The 18561-nt window shown below is 72.9% G+C and carries 16 protein-coding genes and 1 tRNA gene; 5 read left to right on the top strand and 12 right to left on the bottom strand.

Annotated elements, in window-relative coordinates; genetic code table 11:
• Positions 1-375 precede the first annotated feature (375 nt).
• A complete protein-coding gene (locus tag ACTMTB_RS04545) occupies positions 376-561 on the top strand; it encodes a hypothetical protein (RefSeq protein WP_441142586.1) in 186 nt (61 codons plus the stop codon).
• 288 nt (positions 562-849) lie between these two features.
• Here the strand turns inward: ACTMTB_RS04545 and ACTMTB_RS04540 are convergent, their stop codons facing one another.
• The gene (locus ACTMTB_RS04540) at positions 850-1305 is read right to left on the bottom strand and encodes a VOC family protein (protein ID WP_441142584.1); all 456 of its coding nucleotides are present in this window, start codon (positions 1303-1305) and stop codon (positions 850-852) included.
• A gap of 667 nt (positions 1306-1972) precedes the next feature.
• On the opposite strand from ACTMTB_RS04540, the gene ACTMTB_RS04535 reads away from it, so the two are divergent.
• Positions 1973-2560 (top strand): tyrosine-type recombinase/integrase, encoded by a 588-nt coding sequence (locus tag ACTMTB_RS04535; protein ID WP_441142582.1) that lies wholly within the window; start codon positions 1973-1975, stop codon positions 2558-2560.
• A gap of 17 nt (positions 2561-2577) precedes the next feature.
• Here the strand turns inward: ACTMTB_RS04535 and ACTMTB_RS04530 are convergent.
• Positions 2578-2651 (bottom strand) — tRNA-Thr (locus ACTMTB_RS04530).
• Positions 2652-2783: 132 nt separating this feature from the next.
• Between ACTMTB_RS04530 and ACTMTB_RS04525 the strand changes: the two genes are divergently transcribed.
• Positions 2784-4523 (top strand): metallophosphoesterase family protein, encoded by a 1740-nt coding sequence (locus ACTMTB_RS04525; RefSeq protein ID WP_441142580.1) that lies wholly within the window; start codon positions 2784-2786, stop codon positions 4521-4523.
• A gap of 106 nt (positions 4524-4629) precedes the next feature.
• Here the strand turns inward: ACTMTB_RS04525 and ACTMTB_RS04520 are convergent, their stop codons facing one another.
• From ACTMTB_RS04520 to tmk, 6 genes are all read right to left on the bottom strand, one after another.
• Positions 4630-5469 (bottom strand): PSP1 domain-containing protein, encoded by an 840-nt coding sequence (locus tag ACTMTB_RS04520; RefSeq protein WP_441142578.1) that lies wholly within the window; start codon positions 5467-5469, stop codon positions 4630-4632.
• 260 nt (positions 5470-5729) lie between these two features.
• On the bottom strand, positions 5730-6395 hold the full coding sequence (locus ACTMTB_RS04515; protein WP_441142576.1) for a hypothetical protein: 666 nt from the start codon (positions 6393-6395) through the stop codon (positions 5730-5732).
• Positions 6395-6700: a hypothetical protein gene (locus ACTMTB_RS04510; RefSeq protein ID WP_357922958.1), complete on the bottom strand. Its 306-nt coding sequence runs from the start codon at positions 6698-6700 to the stop codon at positions 6395-6397. The genes ACTMTB_RS04515 and ACTMTB_RS04510 overlap by 1 nt, the downstream gene beginning before the upstream one ends.
• A 1-nt stretch (position 6701) precedes the next feature.
• The gene (locus ACTMTB_RS04505) at positions 6702-7028 is read right to left on the bottom strand and encodes a YbaB/EbfC family nucleoid-associated protein (protein ID WP_154940248.1); all 327 of its coding nucleotides are present in this window, start codon (positions 7026-7028) and stop codon (positions 6702-6704) included.
• A gap of 109 nt (positions 7029-7137) precedes the next feature.
• A complete protein-coding gene (locus ACTMTB_RS04500) occupies positions 7138-8379 on the bottom strand; it encodes a DNA polymerase III subunit delta' (protein ID WP_441142573.1) in 1242 nt (413 codons plus the stop codon).
• Complete coding sequence (tmk, locus tag ACTMTB_RS04495; RefSeq protein ID WP_441142657.1) at positions 8379-10478, bottom strand: dTMP kinase; 2100 nt, start codon at positions 10476-10478, stop codon at positions 8379-8381. The genes ACTMTB_RS04500 and tmk overlap by 1 nt, the downstream gene beginning before the upstream one ends.
• 288 nt (positions 10479-10766) lie before the next feature.
• Here tmk and ACTMTB_RS04490 point away from each other — a divergent pair, with 288 nt between their 5' ends.
• A complete protein-coding gene (locus tag ACTMTB_RS04490) occupies positions 10767-11975 on the top strand; it encodes an alanine racemase (RefSeq protein WP_441142571.1) in 1209 nt (402 codons plus the stop codon).
• A gap of 23 nt (positions 11976-11998) precedes the next feature.
• Here ACTMTB_RS04490 and ACTMTB_RS04485 read toward each other — a convergent pair whose 3' ends face one another.
• Positions 11999-12571 carry a TetR family transcriptional regulator gene (locus ACTMTB_RS04485; protein WP_238448734.1) on the bottom strand — a complete coding sequence of 191 codons (573 nt, stop codon included), beginning with the start codon at positions 12569-12571 and terminating at the stop codon, positions 11999-12001.
• Positions 12572-12798: 227 nt separating this feature from the next.
• Between ACTMTB_RS04485 and ACTMTB_RS04480 the strand changes: the two genes are divergently transcribed.
• Entirely contained in the window at positions 12799-14103 is a 1305-nt protein-coding gene (locus ACTMTB_RS04480; protein ID WP_441142569.1) for a D-arabinono-1,4-lactone oxidase, read from the top strand.
• Positions 14104-14138: 35 nt separating this feature from the next.
• Here ACTMTB_RS04480 and topA read toward each other — a convergent pair whose 3' ends face one another.
• The 3 genes from topA to ACTMTB_RS04465 all read right to left on the bottom strand — a co-directional run bounded on the left by topA (position 14139) and on the right by ACTMTB_RS04465 (position 18542).
• Positions 14139-16961 (bottom strand): type I DNA topoisomerase, encoded by a 2823-nt coding sequence (gene topA, locus ACTMTB_RS04475; protein ID WP_441142567.1) that lies wholly within the window; start codon positions 16959-16961, stop codon positions 14139-14141.
• 430 nt (positions 16962-17391) lie between these two features.
• On the bottom strand, positions 17392-18009 hold the full coding sequence (locus ACTMTB_RS04470) for a hypothetical protein (protein ID WP_441142565.1): 618 nt from the start codon (positions 18007-18009) through the stop codon (positions 17392-17394).
• Positions 18000-18542: a hypothetical protein gene (locus ACTMTB_RS04465; RefSeq protein WP_357605230.1), complete on the bottom strand. Its 543-nt coding sequence runs from the start codon at positions 18540-18542 to the stop codon at positions 18000-18002. The genes ACTMTB_RS04470 and ACTMTB_RS04465 overlap by 10 nt, the downstream gene beginning before the upstream one ends.
• Positions 18543-18561 lie beyond the last annotated feature (19 nt).

Genomic DNA, 18561 nt, shown 5'->3' with positions numbered 1-18561 from the left:
TTTGAGACAATCAACAGGCCCGCACACGCGGCTTGAACCACTCAACCCCGCGAGTCAACCGAACCCGGGGCAGTCCCGAGGTCCGCCCTTCTCGTCTGCGTCGAGATCCGTGGACACGTCACCGGTCAGGCGATGCGGACAACACAGTGGTGGGCGCCTCTCGCACAGGCTCCTATCAGGTCACGACGCCTGACCGGTGACATGCAGCTGTCGGGGCCACCGAGCGGGCCGACGAATCGGGATGAGGACAGCAACCGTCGGTCTGCCGGTGAGTCAGACCAGCTCGGCGACCCACCTCACCATCCTCACTGATGCCGCCGACCCACACACCCTGGCCCTGGCCTGCTCGGCTTGCCTGGGTCGGTGGCGGGCGGGATGGCATCCCACCTCAGCCACTCACCCACCGCGCTGCACGAGGTGCTACGCGCGGACCGGAAGACGTCCAAGAAGTCTGCCGGCGGCGAGGGCAAGAACAAGGACAAGCCGGGCAAGAAGTCGGGCGCCAAGAAGGGCAAGAAGCGGTCAGCGGACCGGGAAGGCACCAGGGATGACCGAGGCTAATGGCACGCCAATGGCACGCGGCCTGGTCCTTGGCTACGGAACATCGAAGGCCCTGACTCGGACTCGTGTCCTGGCCAGGGCCTTCACGCCGGAGCGGGTGACGGGAATCGAACCCGCACTGTCAGCTTGGGAATCGCACAATATCGCTTCGACGTGGCGCCGCTTCTCCTGCTCGCCTCGGCCGTAGGCGGCCTCACGTAGCCCCCGATGACATCGGCTTGTGGCCCGTGGATGGCCCGTCTCAGGAGGCAGGCGGTAGGTGGTGTAGCAACGACGAGGCTTGTAATGTCACGAACGGGCCTCGCGACCCGGCATGCGGGTAGTGACCTCCTGCAGCGTCCAGCCGTTTCCGTCCGGGTCCTGGAATGAGGCGAACGAGTTGTAGCTATTACGTTCGGGGTCGGGGCCGGGTTGGCGCGCCTCGGGCCAGAAAGCGCCGCCGGGGCCGTGGTAGACCTCGGTGACGTCGACGCCCCGCTGGGCCAGCTCCTCCCGTGTGGCCACGACGTCGGAGGTCACTAGCTCTAGGTGCCGCATCGACCCCGGTGGAGCGGCTATCGGCAGGCCTTTGCCGAACGCGATGGACGTATGGCCGTCACCAGTCGGGGTCAGTTGCACGATGCGGACGTCGTCGCTGACCTTGATGTCTGCGTCCAGTCGCCAGCCCAGGCGATCCCGGTAGAACTCCAGCGCCCTGTCGACATCCGACACCGGGATCGTGACCACCTCAAGATTGACGTCCATCGTACCCACTCCTTGCCTGTCCTGTCTGCGGTGTTTTGTCCCGACGGCGGGAACCCTTTGGTCCTGGCCCCGGGCCACCCGGGCTCCCGCCGGCCATCAGTCACCAAGACCGGATCAACGCCCCTGTGATCGAGGAGCGGGAGCGGCTACTGCCGCCGCTGTTCCTACCGCCGGACGTTACCCCCGATTGGGCCACGTCGCGGAGGATCCGGAGGTTGTGCTGGCGGATCTCCGTCGCGAGGGTCCGTGGCCCGCTGCCGGTGACGAGTGGTTCGGTTGCGGACCAGCAGGCGGGACAGCGCTGCTTCGTTACGGTCCACGCTACAAGCACCTGGCGGAGTGACATGCGCGACCTCTAAGCAGGCCGATCGCGGAGGCGTGGATCTCCTCGTCGGGCAGTCGGCAGACCGTCCAGGGAGGCTGGTAGCCCTTGTGGTGCCCGGCGAGGAGATCCACGCCAGCTGATCTCCGAGGAGGGTCGGGGTTCGGGGCGGAGCCCCGAGGTCTTCTGGTCCTTGTCGTCCCTCAGCGTGGCCGGCCGGCCCGGCCGATGCCGGCCGAAGGTCGCCAGCAGGCCGGGGCCGGGCCGGCGCGGCCCGCTTGCGGGCCGCCTTGACCACGACCAGGTGGCGAGGCTCGCGGAGGCGTGCGGCGGTACGGGCTGCTGGTGCGGTTCCTGGCTTACACCGGGCTGCGGTGGGGTGAGGCATCCGCGCTGCGGGTGTCGCGGCTGGATCTGCTGCGGCGTCGGGTGACGGTGGCCGTGGCGTTCGCGGAGGTTGGCGGGGAGCTGGTGGAGGGCACGCCGAAGAACCACCAGCGCCGGTCCGTGCCGATTCCGCGGTTCCTCGTCGACGAGCTGGCCGCGCATGTCGCCGGAAAGCGCCGCGACGAGCTGGTGTTCACCGCCCCGAACGGCGGGCCGCTGCGCAACACGAACTTCCGGACGCGGGTCTTCGGGCCGGCGGCGGCCTCGGTGGGGCTGGCCGGGCTCACGCCTCACGACCTGCGGCACACGGCGGCGAGTCTGGCCGTGGCAGCCGGCGCGAACGTCAAGGCGGTGCAGCGGATGCTCGGGCACGCCTCGGCGTCGATGACATTGGACGTATACGCGGGGCTGTTCGGTGACGACCTGGACGCCGTCGCCAACCGGCTGGACGAGGCGTTCGCCGAGCGGGACAAGGACTATTCAAGGACTCGACCCGCCAGCGGCGACGTGATCGACCTTGGGAAACGGCGAAGCCCAGGCCGTTGACCTGGGCTTCTGTACCGAGCCGCCTGACGGAATCGAACCGTCGACCTACGCATTACGAGTGCGTCGCTCTAGCCGACTGAGCTAAGGCGGCAACGATCGTCAAGTGTACGGCACCGCCGGCCCACCGGCCGAGGGGGTTCCCCCACCCGGGAACCCGGACATCGGACGCGATCGGTCGTTCGCCGGACAGCGGTAGCGGCCGGTCGGCGCTACGCTCCGGCGGGTGACCGACGATCACCCCACGTCCGGGTCCGACGTTCCCGCCGAGCACGCCCCCGGCGAGCGGGCGGCCCGCCGGCCGCTCAGCCTCGACCCGGTGGAGCTGGGTTTCACCCCGCGTAAGCCGGTGCCCTGGCTGGCGCCGTTTTTGCTGATCAGCACCGGCATCCGGACGCTGCTGGCGATGCTCTTCGGGGCGTACCTGGACAAGCGTGAGCTGCAGAACGCGCTGGATTCGAAGATCGCGCGCCAGGTCGGGCCGGACGGCGGGCTCTGGCTGGACTACGTGGCCGACCTGGGCGACGGCTTCAACGCCACCTACTCGGTGGCGTACCTGCTCGCGCAGCGGGAGTTGGAGGTGGACGGGCACCGGCTGCCCCGCGCCCAAACCCTGGTGATGGGGGGCGACCAGGTCTACCCGTCGGCGGCGTACGAGGCGTACGAGGACCGGTGCAAGGGGCCGTACCAGGCCGCGCTGCCGGTGGCGCCGCCCGAGCGGCCGACGCTCTTCGCCGTGCCTGGCAACCACGACTGGTACGACGGCCTGACCGCCTTCCTGCGCCTGTTCGTCCGCTCCCGGGACCGGCATTTCGGCGGCTGGGGCACCGGGCAGTCCCGTTCGTACTTCGCGGTGGAGCTGCCGGCCGACTGGTGGCTGCTGGGCCTCGACGACCAGTCCGGGTCGTACCTGGACGACCCGCAGCTGGCCTACTTCGACGAGGTGGCCCGGCGGCTGGGCCCACAGAGCATGGTCATCCTGGCGGTGCCGGCGCCGACCTGGGTCAAGTCCGTCGACCACCCCACCGCGTACGACTCGATCGACTACTTCATCCGGACGATCCTCGCCCCCACCGGCGCGCACGTGCGGCTGCTCATCTCCGGCGACCTGCACCACTACGCCCGGTACGCCGGCCCGGAGCGGCAGCTCATCACCTGCGGGGGCGGCGGGGCGTACCTGTACCCGACGCACAAGCTCCCGGAGCGGATCGAGGTGCCGCCGAAGGACACCCTGTCCCGCCGGGCCAGCGCCACCCGCCCGTACGACCTGGTCGCCCGCTACCCGGACGCGGCCCGTTCCCGGCGGTACGGCTGGGGGATCTTCCCCCGGCTGCCGTTCCGCAACCCGGGTTTCACCACCCTGCTCGGGGCCCTGCACACGCTGCTCATGCTGGCCATGGCCGGGGTGACGGCGAACCGGACGGACAGCACCGAGCAGCGGCTGTTCAGCGTCCCATTGGTGATCATGCTGGGCGTGACGCTGCTCGGGGCGGCCCTATTCGCCAAGCCACCGAGCGCCGGCGGGAAACGGCACGTCCGGCACTGGATCCTCGGGGTGAGCCACGGTCTGGCGCAGGTGGGGCTCGCCGCCGCCGGCACCTGGGCCTGGCTGGCGCTGCCCTTCTACGACTGGCCCTGGCCGCTGCCGGCGGCCGCGGCGGCGGTCGTCTACGGCCCGGTGATCGGTCTGGTGTCCAGCCAGGTGGTGGCGGCGTACCTGCTGGTGGCGGGGGCGTTCGGGGTGAACGTCAACGAGCTCTTCGCCGGCCAGGGCATCGAGGACTCCAAGTCGTTCCTGCGGATGCGGATCGACCCCGACGGGTCGCTGACCATCTACCCGATCGCGGTCGACCGGGTGTCCCGGGACTGGCAGTTGAACCCCGACCAGTCCCCCACCGCCTCCTGGCTCACCCCGAAGACCACCCTCACCCCCCGCCTGGCCGAACCCCCGGTCACCCTCGACTGACGGCGTCGATCAAGAAGTTTGCGTCCCGATCCGGGCTCCGGCAGACGCAAACTTCTTGATCAACGGCCGAGGCCCGCCGGGCGCAGGGCGGGCGCGGGGAGGGTGGTCAGGCCGAGTAGTGCTGGTCGTGGGCCTGGCGGGGGGCGCAGACCGAGGCGCGGGAGCAGGAGCAGCGGGAGCCGTCGGCGTCCAGCCGTACCGTGACCGCGTCCCGGGGGACGCTGTGGCCGACCACCTTGCCGTCGCCCTCGGGCGTGGTGACCCGGCTGCCGATCGGCGGGGCGGACTCCTGGAATTTTTGGTACAGCGGATGTTCGTACTTCAAGCAACACATCAGCCGGCCGCAGGCGCCGGAGATCCGCAGCGGGTTGAGCGGCAGGTCCTGGTCCTTCGCCATCCGGATGGTCACCGGCTCGAAGTCGTTGAGGAAGGTCGCGCAGCACAGGTCGCGACCGCAGGAGCCGATGCCGCCCTGCACCCGCGCCGAGTCCCGGGCGGAGAGCTGCCGCAACTCGACCCGGCATTGCAGGGTCGCGCCCAGGTCGCGGACCAGGGAGCGGAAATCCACCCGGTGCGGGGCGGTGAAGTAGACGGTGGTCCGGTCGCCGCCGGCATCGCCCTCGCCCAGGACGTGGTCCACGGCGACGACCTTCATCGGCAGCCCGTGCTCCCGGATCAGCCGCTTGGCGGCCACCTTCGCCTCGGCCTTGCGCCGGCGCAGCAGCTCGTCGCGGCGCAGGTCCTCCTCCTGCGCCAGCCCGGCCAGCTTCGGGAAGCCGTCGGTCTCCTCCGACACCCACTGCGCCGCCCAGACGCACTCGGCCACCTCGGGCCCGTCGTCGGTCGGGACCAGCACCCGGTCGCCGACCTGCGGCCGCAGCTCGCCCGGGTCGAGATAGTAGAGGCGCCCGTACCGGTTGAAGCTGACCGCGCAGAGCATGCCCATGCGGTCCACCCTACGACGGACGACCGGCGCCGGCCCGGCCACCCGTCGCCGCGTGGTTACCCCGTGCAGTCATCCACGATCGTCGACTCGTTCCCTTGCCCCTCGCCCGGACGGCTGAATCGGGCCCCGGGGCGGGACAAACGCCCGGGTGGAGGCGTTGAGTGGAGGCAGACCTGCGGGGGGTGCAGGGAATGGCCACGGCGCCGCCGCCGGGCCCCGGTCCAGGCCGGGCGCCGCGCGCGGCGCCGTGGACCACCCGGTCAGCGACCCACCCGGGTGGTGCTGTCGTAGCGGACCGGGCCGCCGGTCGACGCCCGCCAGGTCGACTCGGCCAGGCTCGGCGTCCACTGGCGCAGCAGCGTCTCCGCCCCGTCGTACGCCACCCCGAGCACCGCGAGCACCCGGGTGGCGATCTCGGCCGCCGCGCCGGTGCCGCTGGCGCCGTCCCCGCCGGGCGCGGTCGCGGCGAGGACGCGTACCGCCTCGGTGGAGCCGAGCACCTCGGCGAGGACCCGGGCCACCGCCAGCCGGCTGCCCTCCACCCAGTGGGCGAGCGCGTCGGCGTACCCGGCGGTCGACTCGATCCGCCCGACCAGGCTCTCCGGCCCCTCGTCGAGGTGGCGCAGCAGCGCCGAGCGGGCCTCGTCGTACGCGGCGGCGGCCGGGCCGGACCACAGGCCCGGATCGGTGAGGGCGGCGCACGCGTCGTCGTACCCCCGGACCAGCCGGCGCACCGCGTGCCCGGCGGTCGTCAGCGGCGCCGGGTGCAGGTCGAGGAAGGCGTGCAGCGCGTCGCCGGGCAGCACCTGCATCCGGCGCAGCAGCGGCCAGAGCCGGTGGCCCTCGGGAGCGCCGGCGGCGAGCAGGTGGTCGACCCGGCGCAGCAGCTCCAGGCCGGGCTCGGCGAGCCGGTCCAGGGCGTCCATCAGCGTTCCCCGAACAGCCGCCGGCCGGCGGTGTCGTCGGTGCCGGCGTAGCGGTCGGCGGCGCTGCGGACGGCGGCGGCCGCGGCGGCGAGCCGGGCGGCGGCCGCCCCCGCCTCCCGGGCCCGGTCGCCGGTGGCGGCGGTCCACTGCCGGTGCAGCGCCCGGCCGACCTCGCCGGGGCGGCCCGGAGCGTCCGCGCCGAACGCCGGGTGGGCCGGGTCGGTGGCGGTCACCGTGCGGGCGAGCACGGCCAGCGTGTCGCTCGCCTCCTCCAGGCGGGCGGCGAGGGCGCGCAGCGCGTCCATCTCAGGCCCCTGCCAGCGGCCGGTACGCCGCGAAGGTCTCGTTGTGCAGCTTCTCCCGGGCCCACTGCGCGGCGTCCGCCGCGGCGGTGACGGCGGCCTGCACCGAGCCGGCGACGTCGCGCGGGTGGCGGGAGTGCAGCGGCCCGAGAAAGCGGACGTCGGTGATCCGGCCGCCGGCGGTCACCACCACCTCGACCAGCCCGTCCGGCGAGCGGACGGTGACCTCGACGGTGTCGACCGCCTGGTCGAACTCGGCCTGGAGGGACTCGATCCGGCGGTAACGCCGCACCGCCTCCTCGATCCACGCCTCGTCGATCTCGCGCGGCATCGGTTCTCCCCCCGGCCGACCATCACCCTGCGTGCCCTCACCGTCACCACGGCACACCGGACCGTACCGCACGCCCGCGACACCTGTCGATGCCTGTGGACAGCGGAAACTATCCCTTCCAGAGGGTGAGCATCATCGCCTCGACCGCGATCCGGGGCTTGACGTTCGCCTCGATCGCCGCCCGGCACTCCAGCACGGCCTCCAACCGCCGCAGCGCGCCCTCGGCGTCCCACTTCTGCGCGCCGGCCTCGGCCATCGCGGCGGTGTCGGTGTGCACCGGGGCCACCGGGGCGCGCAGCGCCATGGTGAGCGCGTCCCGGTAGAAGCCGGCCAGGTCGACCAGGGCCCGGTCCAGCGCGTCCCGCTGGGCGCGGGTGGCCCGGGACTTCTGCCGCTTCTCCAGGTCCTTGAGCTGCCCGGCGGCGCCGCGCATGGCGCCGGCCGCGCCCCGGCCGGTGCCGCCCGCGCCGAGCGCGGTCTGCAACGCCGCCCGTTCGGCCGCGTCGGCCTCGGCCACGGACGCCTCGGCCTCCGCCTCGGCCGCCTCGATCAGGGCCGACGCCGCGTCGAGCGCGGCACCGACGCCGGTCAGCCGGCGGGGCACCGCCAGCACCGCGTCCCGGCGCTGCCGCGCCTCGGGGTCGCGGGCCAGCCGCCGGGCCCGCCCGACGTGCCCCTGCGCGGCCGCCGCCGCCCACTGCGCCACGTCGGGCGCGATGCCGTCCCGGCGCACCAGCACCTCGGCCACCGCGGCGGCCGGCGGCTGCCGCAGCGGTACGACCCGGCAGCGCGACCGGATGGTCACCGACACGTCGTCCGGGTGGGTGGACGGGGCGCAGAGCAGGAAGACGGTCCGCGGCGGCGGCTCCTCGATCGCCTTGAGCAGGGCGTTGCCGGCGGCCTCGGTGAGCCGGTCGGCGTCCTCGATGATCACGATCTGCCAGCGCCCGCCGGACGGGGTGCTGGCCGCCCGGAGCACCAGCGCGCGCATCTCGCCGACCCCGATGGAGAGCCCCTCGGGCACCACCAGGCGAACGTCGGCGTGGGTGCCGGTCATCGTGGTGTGGCAGCCGGGGCACTCGCCGCAGCCGGTGCCGTACTTGCACTGCAACGCGGCGGCGAAGGCGCGCGCGGCCACCGACCGGCCGGAGCCGGGCGGGCCGGTGAAGATCCAGGCGTGGGTCATCCCCGCACCCGGGTCGACCCCCGGCTGTCCCTCGACCTCGGCCTGTCCCGACCCGACGGCGGCCGGGTGGGCGGCGCGCAGCACGGCGGCGGCCGCCGCGGCGGCGTGGCGCAGGGTGGCGACCGCCTCGTCCTGGCCGACCAGGTCGGCGAAGACGTCCGGCATCAGGTCCGGTGCTCCATCGTCACCAGCTCCGCGTCGGATAACTCGGGCTGCACCGAGGTGTCCGGCCCGTGGGCGGGGCGCGGGTGCACGATGGCGGCCGGGTCCACCAGGAACTCCTCGACCCGGCGGGCGACCAGGGCGGCGATCTCCTCGGCCGGCCGGGCGGCGTCCAGCACCAGGTAGCGCTTCGGGTCGTTGGCGGCGAGGTCGAGGAAGGCGTACCGGACCCGCTCGTGGAAGGCGAGCGACTCGGCCTCCAGCCGGTCGGTGCCCTGGTTGCGGGACTCCACCCGGGACAGGCCGGTGCGCGGGTCGACGTCGAGCAGCACCACCAGGTCGGGCTTGAGCCCGCCGGTGGCCCACGAGGAGAGCCAGGAGACCTCCTCGACCGGCAGCGTACGGCCGGCGCCCTGGTAGGCCAGGGAGGAGTCGACGTACCGGTCGCTGATCACCACCGCGCCCCGGACCAGCGCCGGACGGACCACGGTGGCGACGTGGTGCGCCCGGTCGGCGGCGTAGAGCAGCGCCTCGGCGCGCGGCGAGGGTGCCTCGGCGCCGGCGTTGTCGAGCACCAGCGACCGGATCCGCTCGCCCACCCCGGTGGCGCCCGGCTCGCGGGTGACCACCACGTCCCGGCCCTGCCCGCGCAGTCGCTCGGCGAGCGTGTCGAGCTGGGTGGACTTGCCGGCGCCCTCGCCGCCCTCGAAGACCACGAAGAGGCCGGAGGAGACGAACGGCTCGGCGGGCATCAGCGGGCGACCCCGGATCGAACCCCAGAGGTCGGCGAGGACCGGCACGCCCTTCTTGTCGTCCATCTGCCCGAACGCGCTGATCCCGGCGAAGATGCCGGCGGCACCGGCCGCGAGCAGCAGCAGTCGGGTGGAGGAGACGGAGACGCCGAGGTCGGCGATGGTGAGCTTGCGGGAGCCGCCGACGCCGACCAGGAGGCTGCTCAGCGCGATGGCCAGGATCAGCACCAGCCGGGTGCCGATCTGCACCACCGCGAAGACCCGACCGCGTACCTCGTCGGCGACCTCGCCGCCGAGCAGCGTGGTGCCGGCGAGGAAGGCCATCCCCGCCCCGGCGCCGACCAGGATCGCGCCGAGCATGGCCATCGACAGGTGGATGGCGAAGGCGAGCACCAGCACGGACGCGCTGGCCAGCACGATGCTCATGCCGAACCAGCGGCGGCGGGACATGTCCCGCACGATCATCGGGCCGAGCCCGATGCCGAGGGCCAGGCCGATGAAGATCGCCCCGAAGAGCATGTAGAAGGCGGCGTCGCCGGCGCCGAGCGAGGCGGCGAAGAACTTGGCCGTGCCGATCACGATGCCGCCGCCGGCGAACGCGCCGAAGATGCCCAGCACCAGGCCGCGTACCAGCGGGGTCTGCTTGATGAACTTCCAGCCCTCGGTGAACTGGCGCATCATGCTCTGCTCGGTGCGTTCCCGCTCGCCGGCCTGCGCCTGGCTGATCTCCTTGATGCCGAAGGCCACCACCAGCGCGGTGGCCAGCCGGGAGAAGGAGTTGAACCAGAGGGCGAGCTGGGCGGGCTCGGCCCAGCCCGGCATCTCGCCGCCGGTCGCCGCGCGGACGCTGCGGTCGAGCACCGCCAGGGCGATGGCGGCGGCCACCGGGGTCAGCCCGTACGTGGTGATCAGCGTGAGCTGGTTGGCGCTCTCCAGCCGGGCGCGCGGGATCAGGTTGGGGACCGCGGCCTCCTTGGCCGGGATCCAGAGCAGGGTGATGGTCTCGATCAGGAAGGTGGCGACCGCCGCCCAGGTGACCACCACGGCACCGCTGGCCCCGGTGAGGGCGAGCAGCGGGATCGAGGCGAAGAGCACGAAGCGCAGCAGGTCGCAGATGACCATCGTCCAGCGCCGGTCGAAGCGGTCGGCGAGCACGCCGGCCACCGGCCCGAGGATCAGCGCCGGCAGCAGCCGGACCGCGATCAGCGTCCCGAAGGCGGCACCCTTGGCGGTGCTGCCGGAGACCTGGGCGGCGGCGAAGACGGAGGTGGCGAGCAGGCCGAGCCAGTCACCGAAGGAGGCCGCGCCGAGCACGATCCAGAGCCGACGGAACGGCCGGATGCGCAGCACCGAGCGGATCGCGGCCGCGCCGGACCGGTCGGCCTGGGCTGCTCCGGACTGCGCCCCGGGCGTCGACACGCCGGGCGACTCGCCGTTCTTCTGGCTTTCGATGGCCGTACCTCCACGTGCCGGCCCAACGCTGGGCAGTCCCGGTGCAACACTCTAGTCCCGGTGGGGGGCCTCCCCACCGGCGACATTCTCCTGCTCGCCGAGCCTAGGCCGCGAGGACCAGCGACCGCAGCCCGGCGGTACATGAGGGTATTTCGCATTACTATCCCGGACAGTTAGCGTGCACCCGTGGCCATCGACAGCGACACCCTGCGCGAGCGCCTCGACTCGGCGACCGCCCACCTCGACCCGCCGTACGCCGTGGTCGACCTCACGGCCTTCGACGCCAACGCCGCCGCGCTGGCCGACCGGGCGGGCGGCAAGCCGGTCCGCGCCGCCAGCAAGTCGATCCGCTCCCGGGAGCTGACCACCCGGGTGCTGAGCCGGCCGGGCTGGGCCGGCGTGATGGCGTTCACCCTGTCCGAGGCGATCTGGCTGGTCCGCTCCGGGGTGACCGACGACGCGCTGGTCGCATATCCGACAGCGGAGCGGGCGGCGCTCGCCGAGCTGGCCGCCGACCCGGCGCTCGCCGCGGCGGTCACCCTGATGATCGACGGCACCGAGCAGCTCGACCTGGTCGACGCGGTCCGCGCCCCCGGCCGGCGGCCGGAGCTGCGGGTCTGCCTCGAACTGGACGCCTCCTGGCGACCGCTGGGCGGGCGGGTGCACGTCGGCGTGCGCCGCTCACCGGTGCACAGCGCCCGGGCCGCCGGCGCGCTCGCCGCCGCCGTCGCCGCCCGGCCGGGCTTCCGGCTGGTCGGGCTGATGGCGTACGAGGCGCAGATCGCCGGCCTCGGCGACGCGCCGCCGGGGCGGGCCGTCATGGGCGCCGCGATCCGGCTGACGCAGCGCGGGTCGTACCGGGAACTGCTGGCCCGCCGGGGCGCGGCGGTCGCGGCGGTACGCGAACACGCCGACCTGGAGTTCGTCAACGGCGGCGGCACCGGCAGCGTCGCCGCCACCAGCGCCGATCCCGCGGTCACCGAGGTCACCGCGGGATCGGGCCTGTACGGGCCGACGCTGTTCGACGCCTACCGCGCCTGGCGGCCCACCCCGGCGGCGTTCTTCGCCTGCGCGGTGGTCCGCCGGCCGACGCCGGAGCTGGCGACGGTGCTCGGCGGCGGCTGGATCGCCTCCGGCCCGGCCGAGCGGAGCCGGCTGCCCCGGCCCTGGCTCCCGGCCGGGCTGAGCCTGGTCGGCACCGAGGGAGCCGGTGAGGTGCAGACCCCGCTGGCCGGCGCCGCGGCGGCCGGGCTGCGGGTCGGCGACCGGGTGTGGTTCCGGCACGCCAAGGCGGGCGAGCTCTGCGAGCACGTCAACGAGTTGCACCTGGTCTCCGGTGACGAGGTGGTCGCCACCGTGCCCACCTACCGCGGCGAGGGGCACGCCTTCCTCTGACCGGGGCCGCCCGGCCGGGACCGTCAGCCGGGTTGGACGGCCTCGGTGGCGTTCACGTGGCGGTGCAGGTACTCGCGGATCAGCGCCTTGGCCTCGGCGAGGACCCGCTCGTCGCCCTCGGGCTTACGGCGGAACGCCAGCTTGATCAGGGCGTCCGCGGCCTCGACGGCGATCTCCAGGCAGAACCGCAGCCGCGGTTCGTCGGTCATGCCGAACCGCTCGGTCAGCACCCGGGCCAACTGGTCGGCGATCACGCCGTTGTTGTCCCGCTGCTCATCGAGCAGGTGCAGGTCGACCACGTCGCCGAAGTGCAGGGTACGGAACCCCGGGACCGTCCGGTGCATCGTGATGTACTCGTCGATCCCCGCGTCGACACCGTCCCACCAGTGGGTCAGGTCGTCCGAGGCGAACCGCTCGTCGAGCCGCTGCAGGTAGGACTCCATCGTGCGCAGGGTCAGCGCCTGCACGATCGCCCGCTTGTCCGGAAAGAACTGGTAGACCGACCCGATCGCCACCTCGGCACGTTCGGCGAGCAGCGTGGTGGTCAGTCCCTCGTACCCCACTTCGTCGACGAGTTCGGCACAGGCGTCCAACATCCGCTGGACCCGCGCGACACTTCGACCCTGCACCGGAACGCGGCGCAGCGGCCCGGTCGTGGCGGCTGGTGTGGACACTCGGCGCCACCCCCCTTCGACGGAAGAAACTATCTGGTTGTCACGAGTCCGTGACTACCGGTACAACGAGCGGACCTCGATTGCGGTATTTACCAGGAACAACGTTCCTGATATGAAGTCAGTTCATATTCATGTCGAGGAGCGCGCCGATGGCCGGTACCGCCACCGCATGGTCCAACTGGGCCGGCAACCAGCACAGCACCGCCACCGCCATCCTGCGCCCCGCCACGCTGGACGCCGTCACCGAGGCCGTCCGGGACGCCGCGGCCGCGGGTGTTCGCATCCGGGTGGTCGGCAGCGGCCACTCGTTCACCCCGATCGCCGTGGCCGACGGTCGGCGGATCGAGTTGACCAGCTTGGCGACCGACGTCCGGGTCGACCGGGACCGACGCCTGGTCACCGTGCCCGCCGGGATGACCCTGCACACGCTCAACGCGCTGCTCGCCCGGCACGGGCTCGCGCTGCCCAACCTCGGCGACATCGACGCCCAGACCGTCGCCGGCGCGATCTCCACCGGCACCCACGGCACCGGAGCAGGATACGGCTGCCTGTCCACCTTCGTCACGGCGCTGACCCTGGTCACCGGCACCGGCGAGGTGCTGCGCTGCTCCGCCGACGAGCAGCCGGACGTCTTCGCCGCCGCCCGGGTCGGGCTGGGCGCACTCGGCGTGCTGGTCGAGGTGACCCTGCGCTGTGTCGATGCCTTCGTGCTGCGCGCCCACGAGCGCCCGGCGCCGCTGGACTCGGTGCTCGCCGAGCTGCCGACACTGATCGACGCGCACGACCACGTCGAGTTCTACTGGTTCCCGTACACCGCGCGGGTGCAGGTCAAGACCAACGACCGGGTGCCCGCCGACGACCGGCCGCTGCCCCCGTGGCGCGGCTGGCTCGACGACGACTTCCTCGCCAACACCGTCTTCGCCGGGGCCTGCCGGCTGGGCCGCGCCGTGCCGGCGCTGGCCCCGACCATCAGCGCGGTCTCCGCCCGGGCGCTCACCGAACGCACCTACACCGGCCGCTCCGACACGGTCTTCTGCACCCCGCGCCGGGTCCGCTTCGTGGAGATGGAGTACGCCCTGCCGCGCGCCGCCCTGCCGACCGCGCTGGACGCGCTCCGGCGGATCGTCGACGGGCTGCCGTTCAAGGTGCTCTTCCCGGTCGAGGTGCGGTTCACCGCCGCCGACGACATCTGGCTGTCGCACGGCTACGGCCGGGAGTCCGCGTACGTGGCGATCCACCAGTACGTCGGCATGCCGTACGAGCCGTACTTCCGGGCCTTCGAGGAGGTGGCGACCGACCTCGGCGGCCGGCCGCACTGGGGCAAGCTGCACTACCGGGACGCGGCGTCACTCGCCACGGCGTACCCCCGCTTCGCCGACTTCCTGGCGGTCCGCGACCGCCTGGACCCCGACCGGCTCTTCACCAACCCGCACCTGGACCGGATCCTCGGCTGAGTGCTCCCCCGGGCGCCGAGGCGCCCGGGGCTGCGTCACTCGGCGGTGCTGGCCGCCTTCTTCGGGGCGGCCTTCTTCGCCGGGGCCTTCTTGGCCGCCGTCGCCTTGGCGGTGGTGGTCTTCTTGGCCGCGGTGGACTTGGCCGCGGCGGTCTTCTTCGCCGCCGTCGCCTTCTTGGCCGGGGCCTTCTTGGCGGCCGCCTTCTTCGGCGCCGGACCCTTCGCCCGCTTCTCGGCCAGCATCTCGGAGGCCTGCTCGATGGTCAGCTCCTCCGGGGTCTGGCCCCGGCGCAGCGACGCGTTGAACTCCCCGTCCGTCACGTACGGCCCGAACCGGCCGTCCTTGATGACCAGCGGCTTCTCGGTCAGCGGGTCGACGCCCATCTCCCGCAGCGGCGGCGCGGCGGCGCGACGCTGGCGGGTCTTCGGGGCGGCCAGCAGGGCCAGCGCCTCGTCCAGCGTGACGGTGAACATCTTGTCTTCGGAGTCCAGCGAACGGAACTCGTCACCGCGCTTGACGTACGGGCCGTAGCGGCCGTTGTTGGCGAAGACCTCGACCCCGTCGGGGGCCACGCCGATCAGCCGGGGCAGGCTGAGCAGCTTCAACGCCTCGTCGAGGGTGAGCGAGTCCGGCGTCTGCGAGCGCAGCAGCGAGGACTTCCGCTCGCCGCTGGCCACGTACGGGCCGAACCGGCCGGACTTGAGCAGGATCGGCTCGCCGGTGGCCGGGTCGTCGCCGAGCTTGCGCTCGCCCCCGCCGCCGAGGAACAGCTCGTGCACCTTCTCCGGGGTCAGCTCGTCGGGCGCCAGCCCCTCGGGGATCGGTGCCCGGTCGCCCGGGGCGCCGCCCTCCTCGCCCTCCGCCTTCGGCGCGGGCTGCTCGCCCGGCACCGCCCGCTGCAGGTACGGCCCGAACCGGCCGACCCGCACGACGACCTCGCGGCCCTCGTCGTCGGTGAAGAGCGGGATCGAGTTGACGCTGCGCGCGTCGATGTCGGTGATGTTCTCGGTGACCAGCTTCTTCAGCCCGCCGGCGTGGGCGATGGCCTGGTCGCCGGCGCCGTTGGCGCTGCCGAAGTAGAAGGAGGTGAGGAAGTCGACCGCCGCGTGCTCACCGCCGGCGATCTCGTCCAGCTCGTTCTCCATGCTGGCGGTGAAGTCGTAGTCGATCAGGCGCGGGTAGTGCCGCTCCAGCAGCCCGATCACCGCGAACGCCAGGAAGGACGGGATCATCGCCTGGCCGCGCTTGAAGACGTACCCGCGGTCCTGGATCGTCTGCATGATCGACGCGTACGTCGACGGGCGGCCGATGCCCAGCTCTTCCAGCGCCTTGACCAGCGACGCCTCGGTGTAGCGCGACGGCGGCTGGGTGTGGTGGCCCTGTGCGGCCAGCTCGTCGGCGGTCAGCGGCTGGTCCTTGACCAGGGTGGGCAGCCGGCGCTCGGCGTCCTCGGCCTCGGCGTTCTCGTCGTCGCTCGACTCGACGTACGCCCGCAGGAAGCCCGGGTCGGTGATGGTCTTGCCGGTCGCGCCGAAGTCGGCCTCCTCCTGGGCGGAGGAGACGGCGCGGATGCGCACCGAGACGCTGGAGCCGACGGCGTCGGTCATCTGCGAGGCGATGGTGCGCCGCCAGATCAGCTCGTAGAGCTTGAACTCCTCGGCCGACAGCTCCTTGGCCACCTCGCCCGGGGTGCGGAAGTTGTCCCCCGCCGGGCGGATCGCCTCATGCGCCTCCTGCGCGTTCTTCACCTTGCCGGTGTAGCGGCGCGGCTCCGGCGGCACGCTGCGCTCGCCGTACAGCTCGACGATCTGCCGGCGGGCCGCCGAGATGGCGGTCTCCGACAGGTTCACCGAGTCGGTACGCATGTAGGTGATGTAGCCGTTCTCGTAGAGGCGCTGCGCGGTGCGCATCGTCTGCTGCGACGACAACCGCAGCTTGCGGGCCGCCTCCTGCTGAAGCGTGGAGGTGATGAACGGCGCGTACGGACGGCGGCGGTAGGGCTTCTCCTCGACCCGGGTGACGGTGAACGGCCGCCCGTCGAGGCGGGCCGCCAGGCCCCGGGCGCCGCCCTCGTCGAGGTGCACCACGCCGGCGCCGGCCCGGACCCGACCCGTGGTCGGCTCGAAGTCCTTGCCGGTGGCGATCCGGTCGCCGTTCAGCGCGACCAGGGTGGCGTTGAAGCTGCGCGGGCCCTCGCCGGCGTTCCCCACGGCCAAGGTGGCCAGGATGTCCCAGTACTCGGCGGTGCGGAAGGCCATCCGCTGGCGCTCCCGCTCGACCACGATCCGGGTCGCCACGGACTGCACCCGGCCCGCCGAGAGCTTCGGCATGACCTTCTTCCACAGCACCGGGGAGACCTCGTAGCCGTACAGCCGGTCGAGGATGCGGCGCGCCTCCTGGGCGTCGACCAGGTCGCGGTCGATCTCGCGGGGGTTCGCCACCGCCGCCTGGATCGCCGGCTTGGTGATCTCGTGGAAGACCATCCGCTTGACCGGCACCTTGGGCTTGAGCGTCTCGACCAGGTGCCAGGCGATCGCCTCGCCCTCGCGGTCCTCGTCCGTCGCCAGGAAGATCTCGTCGACCTCCTTGGCCAGCTTCACCAGCTTGCTGATCTGCTGCTTACGGTCGGCGGAGACGACGTAGAGGGCCTGGAAGCCGTTGTCGACGTCCACCCCGAGCCGGGCCCACGCCTCGCCCTTGTACTTGGCGGGCACGTCGGCGGCGTTGCGCGGGAGGTCCCGGACGTGGCCGAAGCTGGCCTCCACGACGTATCCCGGGCCGAGGTAGCCCGAGATCGTCTTGGCCTTCGCCGGTGACTCGACGATGACCAGACGGGTGGTTCCAGCGTTGCTCGGCACGTCTCTCCCCGACCTCACTCCTGCTCAATGCCCGATTCGGGCCCTGTTGCACCTCACCGGACCACCGGCGGTCCGGATGTCCAACGTAACGCGCCGCCGGGGTTTCGGGTTTCGCGGGCGGCAAACAGCCTCCGCGCGGCGGGCGCCACGGCGCCGCGCGGGCTTCACGGGCCGGACGGCGCCACCGTACACCGTGGGTAGGGCCGGAGGCGGGCCACTGTGACGATGGCGGACCCTCGGCCGAGGGTCACCGAGCCGTTTTACCGGCCGAGACGCCGCCCGGCTGTCCCCGATCGGACACCTCGTCGCCGCGCCCGCCCGACCCGGCGTGATCGACTCCGTTACGGCGGGACGGCGGTGTCCCGGTGGCCCTGATGTCGCCACCTCGCCGACCTGGAGTTCGATCTTGCACACGTGCCTGAGTCGGTGGTCAGGTCGGGGTCGGCCAGGCCTCCGGCGGGGCGGCCGACGGCCGCTCGCCGACCAGCTCGGCCAGTCGGGTCAGCCGCCGACGGCCGGCGATCCGGAAGGCCGGCCCGCCGTCGTCGGGCTCCGACACCGCCGTCGGCAGGCCCACGGCGGCGAGCGCCGCCCGCACCGTCGGCCACCACTCCTGGTCACCCGGACCGAGCCCGAGCAGGAACCCCGCGGGGTCGGACCGGCCGGCGGCGGCCAGCCAGAGCCGCAGCCGCCGACCGTTGAGATGGAAATGCGCGGGCGGGCACTTGCGGCCCGCGTCGGTCAGCCAGGCCGTCGCCAGCGGCGCGAGGGTCCGCGCGTACGAGGTGCGCACGGCGTAGCGCTGGTCCTCGGTCGCCTCCCAGCTCGCGGCCAGCCCCCGCACTCCCAGCTCGGCGACGAGCACGTGCACCCGCCAGGCGGCGTCGACCACGATCGACAGTCGGGCGGTACGTCCCATCCGGCCCACCTCACCGGGGCCGGCGAGCAGGCCGGCCAGATCGGCGACGGACGGGTCCGCCGCCTCGGTGCCGAACAGCGAGAGCTGGCGCACCGGTTCGGGGGGTGAGTCGGGAGGGGTCAGCGACACTCCGGAACCTCGGCGAAGGCCTGTTTGAGCTCTTGATCGTTGAGCTGGCTGGTGTCCAGCGCGCTCGCGTCGTAATCCCTGGTGAGCGTCTCGACCGTGGCCTTGACGCCGTCGTAGAAGGTGGTGGCCTCGCCGGTGCCGAGCCCGTCGATGGTGTCCCGGGCCCGGCCGTACGCGTCCCGGACCTTCTCCAGGGTGGTCTGGAACCCCTTGGAGATCTCCTCGCCGTGCTCGGTCTCCGGCACACCGGCGTCGGCGACCCTGCGCCGGGCGGTCTCGCTGGCGTCCGCCGCACCGGCGAAGAGCCGGACCAGGTTCTCCTTGGCCTGCGCCGGGGTGGTCTGCGCGGTCATCTGCTGGTCGGTGCTGCTGGTCAGCTTGCTGATCTCGGCCCGCCAGGGGGTGAGCGCCTCGCAGACCGAAGCGGCCCAGGCGCGCGGGGTGGGTCCACCGCCGCAGGCGGCGACGGCGAGCACGAGCGTGGCCAGGACCACCGTGAGCTTTCCGGCGGCTGCCGCCCGGCACGTTCGCATGCGTTGCAGCGTACGGCCT

This window comes from Micromonospora sp. L32, assembly GCF_052068055.1.
Lineage (GTDB): Bacteria > Actinomycetota > Actinomycetes > Mycobacteriales > Micromonosporaceae > Micromonospora > Micromonospora purpureochromogenes.
This window is presented reverse-complemented; position numbering and strand designations above follow the sequence as displayed.